The following is a 7,441-nucleotide window of genomic DNA, read 5'->3' as shown; positions in this document are numbered from 1 at the left end:
ACGATGTCGCCCTGGTGCAGGCGCGGAGGTTTGATCAGTGGTCGTTTCATGGAAGGTGGCGGACGCTTGCCCCGCGCCGCCGCCGATGCGGGCAGCGCGGCAGCGGCGGCCAACAGGGCGCCGAAGCTGCGCCGGCTGATCTTGTCGCTAGGGGCCATCGTCGATGCTTTCGTCAAAATAAAAAAACCCGTTGAAGGGAGGCGCCTTCCGCCTCCCCGCAACGGGCCGTCATGCAGTTCCTATCAGAGGAACTTGTAGGTCGCCATGAAGGTGAACGAACGGCCGCGCGGATCGGCTACGCGTGGTTCCCACGAGCTGCCTGCGCCGGTGTTGCTGTCGTAGGTGATCGCGAACGGTGGATCTTCGTCGAGCAGGTTCTTGACGCCGGCGGTCAGGGTCAGGTTCTTGATACCCGAGTAGCTCACGCTGGCATGGAAGATCGAGTACGGATCGACCTTGGCATTGTAGTTGGTCGGAACAACCTTGCCGCTCGCAACGCCTGGCAGCACCTGGTCGATATAGCCGTCACGGTACACGTTCTGGAACAAGCCGCTCCAGTCACCCTTCTTGTAGCTGACGTAGGCGGTGTGCTTCCACTTCAGGCCCAGGTCGCCGGTAAAGGTGAACAGGCCCACTTCGCTCTTGCCGAACGGTGCGTTGGCCAGCGGACGGCTCTTCTTCTCCAGCAGGCGGGAACCGTCGATGCCGGCGGTCCATGCGCCATCCCATGCCTTGCCGCTGGTGCGCGCACCGACTTCGAGGCCGCGCGTGATCGATTCGCCGGCATTGACCCAGCGCTGGTCGATCGCGAGGACGTTGCCGCTGCCATCGCGCAGGAACTGCTCGGTGAACAGGTTGTAGTTGGCCAGCATGTCGGTCAGGCTGACCGACTTGATGGTGTCGAAGCGGCGGATTTCCCACAGGTCGAGGTTGGCCGATACGTTGCGCACCGGCTCGAATACCACGCCGACGGTGCCTTGCTTCGCCGTTTCAGGGCCCAGGGTGTCCTTGCCGCCGGTGAAGATGACCGGGGTGATCGATTCGCAGCCTGGCTTGGTGCTGTCGACCTTGCCGCCGGCGCACTTCGCTGGGTCGGCCAGGTCCTTGCCTGCATACTGCGACTCGGTGACGCCGTTGAACAGCTGGTTGAACGACGGTGCGCGGAAGCCTTCATTGTACGAACCGCGGAACAGCACCGCCTCGGTCGGCTGGTAGCGGAACGATACTTTCGGATTCACGGTGTTGCCGAAGCCGGAGTAGTGATCCTGGCGTACTGCGAGGTTGATTTCCAGCGCCGTGGTAACAGGCACGATCACCTCGCCGTAGATGGCGCGGATGTCGCGGCTGACGTTCGGCAACGCGTTGGTGTCGTCGAATGCGGCGTTCAGGATGGCCGGACGCGCGGCGGCGGCGCGGCGGTCGCCATTGAACTCGTACTCTTCCTTGCGCAGGTCGGTACCCAGCGCCATCATCACCGGACCGGCAGGCAGCTTGTAGACTTCGCCGGACAGCGATGCGTCGAACGCGGTCAGGATGGTCTTGCCGCCGTACAGGACGACGCCTTCCGCCGATGCGGACTTGATCAGGTCGAGCGCGGCCTGCGACTGCTTCGCGCCAGCCTTCAGGAATGGATTGATCAGGCCGCTGCCCAGCGCGTCGCGCAGTGCGGCGGTGTACTGGTAGCCGGTGCCGAGGGTCGATTCGGATTCGGAGAAGGCGTGCGACAGGCCGATCTTGTAGTCGAAGCCGTAGCCGCCGATCGACAGCGGGCCGTCGGCGCCGAACTGCAGGCGGCCGGCTTTGCTTTCGGTGACGATTTCACGGTTGCCGCACTCCATGCAGCGCCAGCGGTAGGCGATAGGCAGGCCGCGGTTCGCTTCGATCGAAGGGAATACCTTGGCGATGGCGTTGAACACTTCGTTGTAGGCCGAGCCGGTGGCTGGATAGAACGAGCGCGCGTCGAAGGTGGACGCGCCTGGCGACACCTGGTTTGGCGAGAAGCGCTTGGCCACTTCGGTGGTCGAGCCGACCGCTTCCGCGAACAGCTGGTGCTCGCCCACCGCGAAGGTGGCGCGCGCGACGAAGTTACTGTTTTCGACGGGCTGCTGCAGGACTGCCGCGCGGCCGGTATCCCATGCGCATGCGAAACCGGCGGTGGCGACGTCCCACAGCTTTTCGTCATAGGCGCCCATGCCGTCGACCGAGCCGCAGCCCGCGCCGCCCGGCAGGTCAAGCACGCTGATGCCGGTGTAGGCCTGGGTGGTGCCCGGCAGGACCGGGCCGGTGTTGCTTCTGCGGCTCAGGATGGTGTCGCCCAAGGTGGTGGCGAACACATTGGCGTATGGCGCGCCGCGGGTGTCGACCGACAGGCCGCGGTTCGGCTGGAAGGTGTTGACGAAGTCGCGCTGGTCGCCGCGCAGCGCCTTGTTCTCACTGGTGGAAGCGGCGATCAGGACGTTGTACTTGTCTTCGGCCAGGTCGCCGAAGCCGCCGGTCACCTGCAGGCGGCCGATGTTGCCGCCGCCGGCTTCGGTGACGTCGGTGAAGGCCGACGCTTCCAGGCCCTTGTAGTTCTTCTTGAGGATGAAGTTGATCACGCCGCCGATGGCGTCGGTACCGTAGATCGCAGAGGCGCCGTCCTTCAGCACTTCGACGCGGTCGACCGCGGCGAACGGGATCGAATTCAGGTCGACTGCCGAACCTTTCATGCCGTGGGTCGCGACGCGGCGGCCGTTCAGCAGGACCAGGGTGGAGTCGGCGCCCTGGCCGCGCAGGTTGGCCGACGATGCGCCGTTGTTGCCGCGCTGTGCGCCGGAGGTGACGTCGGCGTTACTGGCCAGGTTGTCGGAGCCGTTGCCGTTGACGTTCAGGGTCGCGATCAGCTGCTCGGCGTTGACGATGCCTTGCTCTTCAAGTTGCTTGCGAGAGATGATTTCAACCGGCAGCGCGCCTTCCTTGGCGATCCGCTTGATGCTGGAACCCGTGATCTCGACGCGCTGGATCACTTGCTGCGGTTGGGCGTTCTGGGCCAGTACGGGGCTTACGACGCCAATCAGGGCGATCAACTGCGCAATCTTCTTTAACTTCACGTATTTCTCCTCAGTTCTTGGGCTTTGCATCCGCCTTGCGGCGGTATGCATTTTGGGTAATGTTTCTTAGCATTACATTTTGTTCTCATTCGAGAGTACGTCGGACCCATGTACGTATCCAATGAAATAACCAGCGGCAATCATAACTTGATGGAATGTATTGCTTGGCAACATTACCGGGCTATTCTACCGAGGCGTTGACGTTGTGCAAGGTCTAGCTCCAGATAGCGCCATGGAGTGAACTCCACGGGGTGGCGCTTGTAGTTTTTAAGCCACGGCTGGCGGATATCGGCTGAGATCGGGTGGGTCAGGGGCACCCAGGGGTTGTAGGCGTGGAGCAGCTGGTTCATCTCGCGGTACAGCTCGGTTCGCTCCGGCGAATCGGTCATCAGGCGCGACCTTTCATACTTTTGGTTATAGGCCGGCAGGTTGAAGCGGGCGTAGTTGGCGCGGCCGCTGTTGGGACCGTACAACAGCTGGTAGAAGTTGTCGCCGTCCGGGAAGTCGGCGATCCAGTTACTCTCGAACATCATCACCTTGCCCAGGCGGGATGCCTTGATGATCTCGGTCTTCTTGTCGCTGCGGAATACCACGCGCAGGCCGATGGCGTTCAGGTTCTTGCGCCACAGCTCGTCGCGCAGGCGCCCGCCCACGGTGGCTTCGCTATGCATCGTCAGGGTGAGCGGCTGGCCGTCCGGGCCGCGCCGGAATCCATCCGCGTCGCGCTTGTCGTAGCCGAAGCGGTCCAGCAGCGCCCTGGCCAGCGCCGGGTTGTAGCCGACCGGGCTGCGGTAGGCCGGGTCGTGGCCCAGCACGTTGGGCGGCAGCGGCGACTCGGCGCGGATGGCGAAACCCTTTTTCAGCAGGGCGATGTCCTCCGGGCTGTTATAACTGAGCGAAATGGCCCGGCGCAGTGCCACCTTCTCTTTGGAATAACCGCCGACGACGGGGTTTTCCATGTTCATCCACATGTAGTAGGTCTGCAGCACCGGGAAGCGGAACAGCTCCATGCCGCGCTGCGCCAGCGATTCCTTCAGCTTGCCGTCCTGGATCACCATGTCGGTCATCGATTCGGGCACCTGCTCGATGTAGTCGTACTCGCCGCTGAGGAAGCCGAGCATGCGGCCCTGGAATTCCTCCGCGATCTTGACCTCGATGCGGTCGAGGCGCGGCAGGCGCTTGCCTTCGAGCGCGGCGGCGATGGCCTTGTCGCGCGGGTCGTCCCCCGGCGTGGCCTGGAACACGGCGGTCGAATCCGGATTGGCCAGCAGCACGATGCGGTCGCTGCGCTTCCATTCGCCGATCATGAACGGGCCGGTGCCGATCGGGTGGTTGCCGGCCTGGCCCGGATACGCCTCGATCACCTCGCGCGCGACCACGCCCGAGGCCGGGGTGGCCAGGTACAGCAGGAAATTGTTGTCCGGCGCGTTGAGGCGGATACGCAAGGTGTAGCGGTCGACCGCTTCCAGGCCGGGAATATTGGCGGCATAGCTGAAGTTCTTCTTCAGCGCGCTGTCGTCGGCCAGCTTGCCCTCGAAGAAGAACAGCCAGGGCGACTTCAGCACCGGGTCGTACAGCCGCTTCAGGCTGTAAACATAGTCGGCCGCCGTCATTTCGCGTTTCTTGCCCTTGAAGGCCGGATCGGGCGTGAAGTAAATACCCGGGCGGATCTTGAACGTGTAGCTCAGGCCGTCGGCCGACACCTCGGGCATACCCTCGATCGTGTTCCCGCGCAGCTTGAGCGGCCGCGCCAGGTAGTCGTAGCGCATCAGCGGGTCGAACAGGTTCTCCAGCAGGCTGAGGGTGGCGATGTCGGACGCGACGGCCGGGTCGAGCCCGGTTTCGCTGGTGGACAGGAAGGTATGCAGCACCTGCGGCCTGGCGGGCGCATCCGCGGCGACGGCCGCGCCGCCTCCGAGAAGGGAAGCGAAAAGCAGGGCGGCGGCAGCGGTTTTGCTGAATTTCATCGAGGTCGGTCCCGGGTTGGTCGATGCGTATGATATGCGAGCCGGGGCGCCGGCGAGCGTTGCCGGCAATGAAATCGACTGTGCCGCACATAACTTTTTTGTATGGCGAAGCTGCATTCTTTCATCATTTCGATCCGGCCTGCGCCTATACTCTCGCTGCACAATCGTGCACATCCAACACGCAAGCAGAGTACACATGGCACTGAATTACATCTGGTCGGGCTTTTTCCTCGTAGGTTTCCTGGCGGCGCTGGCCCAATGGGTTTTCCTGGGCGACACTGAGATCTTCAAAAGGATTGTTGACGGCACCTTCGATTCGGCCAAGGCTGCCGTGATGGACATCGCGCTGCCGCTGGCGGGCGTCATGACACTGTGGCTGGGCATCATGAACATCGGCGAAAAAGCCGGCGCCGTCGGCTGGCTGGCGAAAGTGATCGCGCCCTTCTTCTCGCGCATCTTCCCGGAAGTGCCGAAGGACCACCCGGCCACCGGCCACATGGTGATGAATTTTTCGGCAAACCTGCTGGGCCTGGACAACGCGGCCACGCCGTTCGGCCTGAAGGCGATGGAAAGCCTGCAGACCCTCAACCCGAACAAGGACGAGCCGACCAACGCCCAGATCATGTTCCTGGTGCTGCACACCTCGGGCCTGACCCTGATCCCGCTGTCAATCATGGCCCAGCGCGCGATCCTCGGCGCGGCCGACCCGTCGGACATCTTCATCCCGTGCATGATCGCCACCTACGTGGCCACCGTCACCGGCATCATCGTCTGCTCGATCAAGCAGCGCATCAACCTGCTCAACCGCGTGGTGCTGGGCTGGCTGGGCGGCATGACCGCAGGTATCGTCGCCCTGATCTACTACTTCACCCAGCACCTGACCAAGCCGGAGATCGAGCTGGTGTCCAAGGTGTCGAGCAACCTGATCCTGTTCTCGATCATCATCATCTTCATCGGCGGCGCGCTGCGCAAGAAAGTGAACGTCTACGACGCCTTCATCGAAGGCGCCAAGGGCGGCATCCAGACCTCGATCACCGTGATTCCCTACCTGGTCGGCATGCTGGTGGCGATCAGCGTGATCCGCAATTCGGGCATCTTCGGCTTCATCGTCAACGGCTTCAGCTGGATCTTCACCGGCCTTGGCATGAACACCGACTTCGTCCCGGCGCTGCCTACCGCGCTGATGAAGCCCCTGTCCGGCAGCGGCTCGAAGGCAATGATGATCGACGCCATGCAGACCTACGGCGTCGACTCCTTCGTCGGCCGCCTCGCCTGCATCTTCCAGGGCTCGGCGGACACCACCTTCTACATCGTGGCGCTGTACTTCGGATCGGTCGGCATCAAGCGCACCCGCTACGCCATCTCGGCCGGCCTGATCGCCGACCTGGCCGGCATCATCACCGCCATCTCTGTCGCTTACCTGTTCTTCGGTTAAGGAGCCCCATGCTGCGTCGTACCGCCCTCGTCACCCTGCTTGCGTGGAGCTTCGCGGCCCACGCCCAACTGCCGCAACCGGTCGCCGAGCTGATGGCGTCGTCCGGCATTCCCGCCGACGCCATGAGCGCGCTGGTCATCCGCGGGAATACGCTGATGGTGGCCCAGCATATCGAGCGGCCGATGGCGCCGGCGTCGACGATGAAGCTGGTGACCACGCTGGTGGGCCTGGAGCAGCTTGGGCCGGTGTTCAAGGGACGTACCGAGTTTTTGAGTTCCGGCGAAATCGCCGGCGGCCGCCTGAAGGGCGACCTGATCCTGCGCGGCGGGGCGGATGCGGACCTGGACGGCGACGAACTGCGCCGCATGCTGCAATCGCTGCGCAACCAGGGCATCCGCCGCATCGACGGCAATCTGGTGATCGACCGCGGCCTGTTCAACCCATCGCGCATGGACGTCGGCGTGCCGCCGTTCGACGAGTCGCCGGAGGCCTATTACAACGTCATCCCCGACGCACTGCTGGTCAACAAGAACATGCTGCAGGTCGACATGCGCTCGACCGCCAAGGGCATCAAGCTGGCCATGGAGCCGAGGCTCGAACGCGTGAGCATCGAGTCGGCCATGACGCTGGTCGACGGCGACTGCGCCAAGTGGGAAGACGGCTGGAAGCTGCCGGAAGTGAAGAAGGAAGAGAACGGCCGCATCCGCGTGATCCTGAACGGCACCTTCCCGAAGGACTGCGCGAAGACCAACAGCATCAACGTGGTCGACCGCCAGGACTACGTCGAACGGCTGGTGCGCCTGACGTGGAAGCAGTTGGGCGGCGCGATCAAGGGCGAGGCCGTGGAAGGCAGCACGCCGCCTGATGCGCGTGTGCTCGCGGCGCACACCTCGCGTTCATTGCCGGAAGTCGTACGCGACATCAACAAGCCGTCGGACAATGCGCTGGCG

At 63.5% G+C, this 7,441-nt stretch carries 4 protein-coding genes; 2 read left to right on the top strand and 2 right to left on the bottom strand.

The window, feature by feature from the left end:
* Positions 1 to 242: 242 nt before the first annotated feature.
* Both D3872_RS23790 and D3872_RS23785 read right to left on the bottom strand, forming a co-directional pair.
* The gene (locus tag D3872_RS23790) at positions 243 to 3,089 is read right to left on the bottom strand and encodes a TonB-dependent receptor domain-containing protein (RefSeq protein WP_119813090.1); all 2,847 of its coding nucleotides are present in this window, start codon (positions 3,087 to 3,089) and stop codon (positions 243 to 245) included.
* A 173-nt stretch (positions 3,090 to 3,262) separates the two neighbouring features.
* Positions 3,263 to 5,056, bottom strand: coding sequence for an ABC transporter substrate-binding protein (locus D3872_RS23785; protein WP_119813089.1), 1,794 nt, complete (start codon positions 5,054 to 5,056; stop codon positions 3,263 to 3,265).
* Between the two features lie 196 nt (positions 5,057 to 5,252).
* Between D3872_RS23785 and D3872_RS23780 the strand changes: the two genes are divergently transcribed.
* Both D3872_RS23780 and dacB read left to right on the top strand, forming a co-directional pair.
* Positions 5,253 to 6,491 carry a spore maturation protein gene (locus D3872_RS23780; RefSeq protein ID WP_119813088.1) on the top strand — a complete coding sequence of 413 codons (1,239 nt, stop codon included), beginning with the start codon at positions 5,253 to 5,255 and terminating at the stop codon, positions 6,489 to 6,491.
* An 8-nt stretch (positions 6,492 to 6,499) separates the two neighbouring features.
* A partial coding sequence (gene dacB / locus D3872_RS23775; RefSeq protein WP_119813087.1) for a D-alanyl-D-alanine carboxypeptidase/D-alanyl-D-alanine endopeptidase occupies positions 6,500 to 7,441 on the top strand: 942 nt, incomplete at its 3' end.

The organism is Massilia cavernae (assembly GCF_003590855.1).
Classification (GTDB): domain Bacteria; phylum Pseudomonadota; class Gammaproteobacteria; order Burkholderiales; family Burkholderiaceae_D; genus Telluria_A; species Telluria_A cavernae.
This window is presented reverse-complemented; position numbering and strand designations above follow the sequence as displayed.

Coding starts and splice junctions, on each gene's coding strand:
- D3872_RS23785 (WP_119813089.1), bottom strand. CDS start 5,056: ATGAAATTCAGCAAAACCGCTGCCGCCGCCCTGCTTTTCGCTTCCCTT.
- D3872_RS23780 (WP_119813088.1), top strand. CDS start 5,253: ATGGCACTGAATTACATCTGGTCGGGCTTTTTCCTCGTAGGTTTCCTG.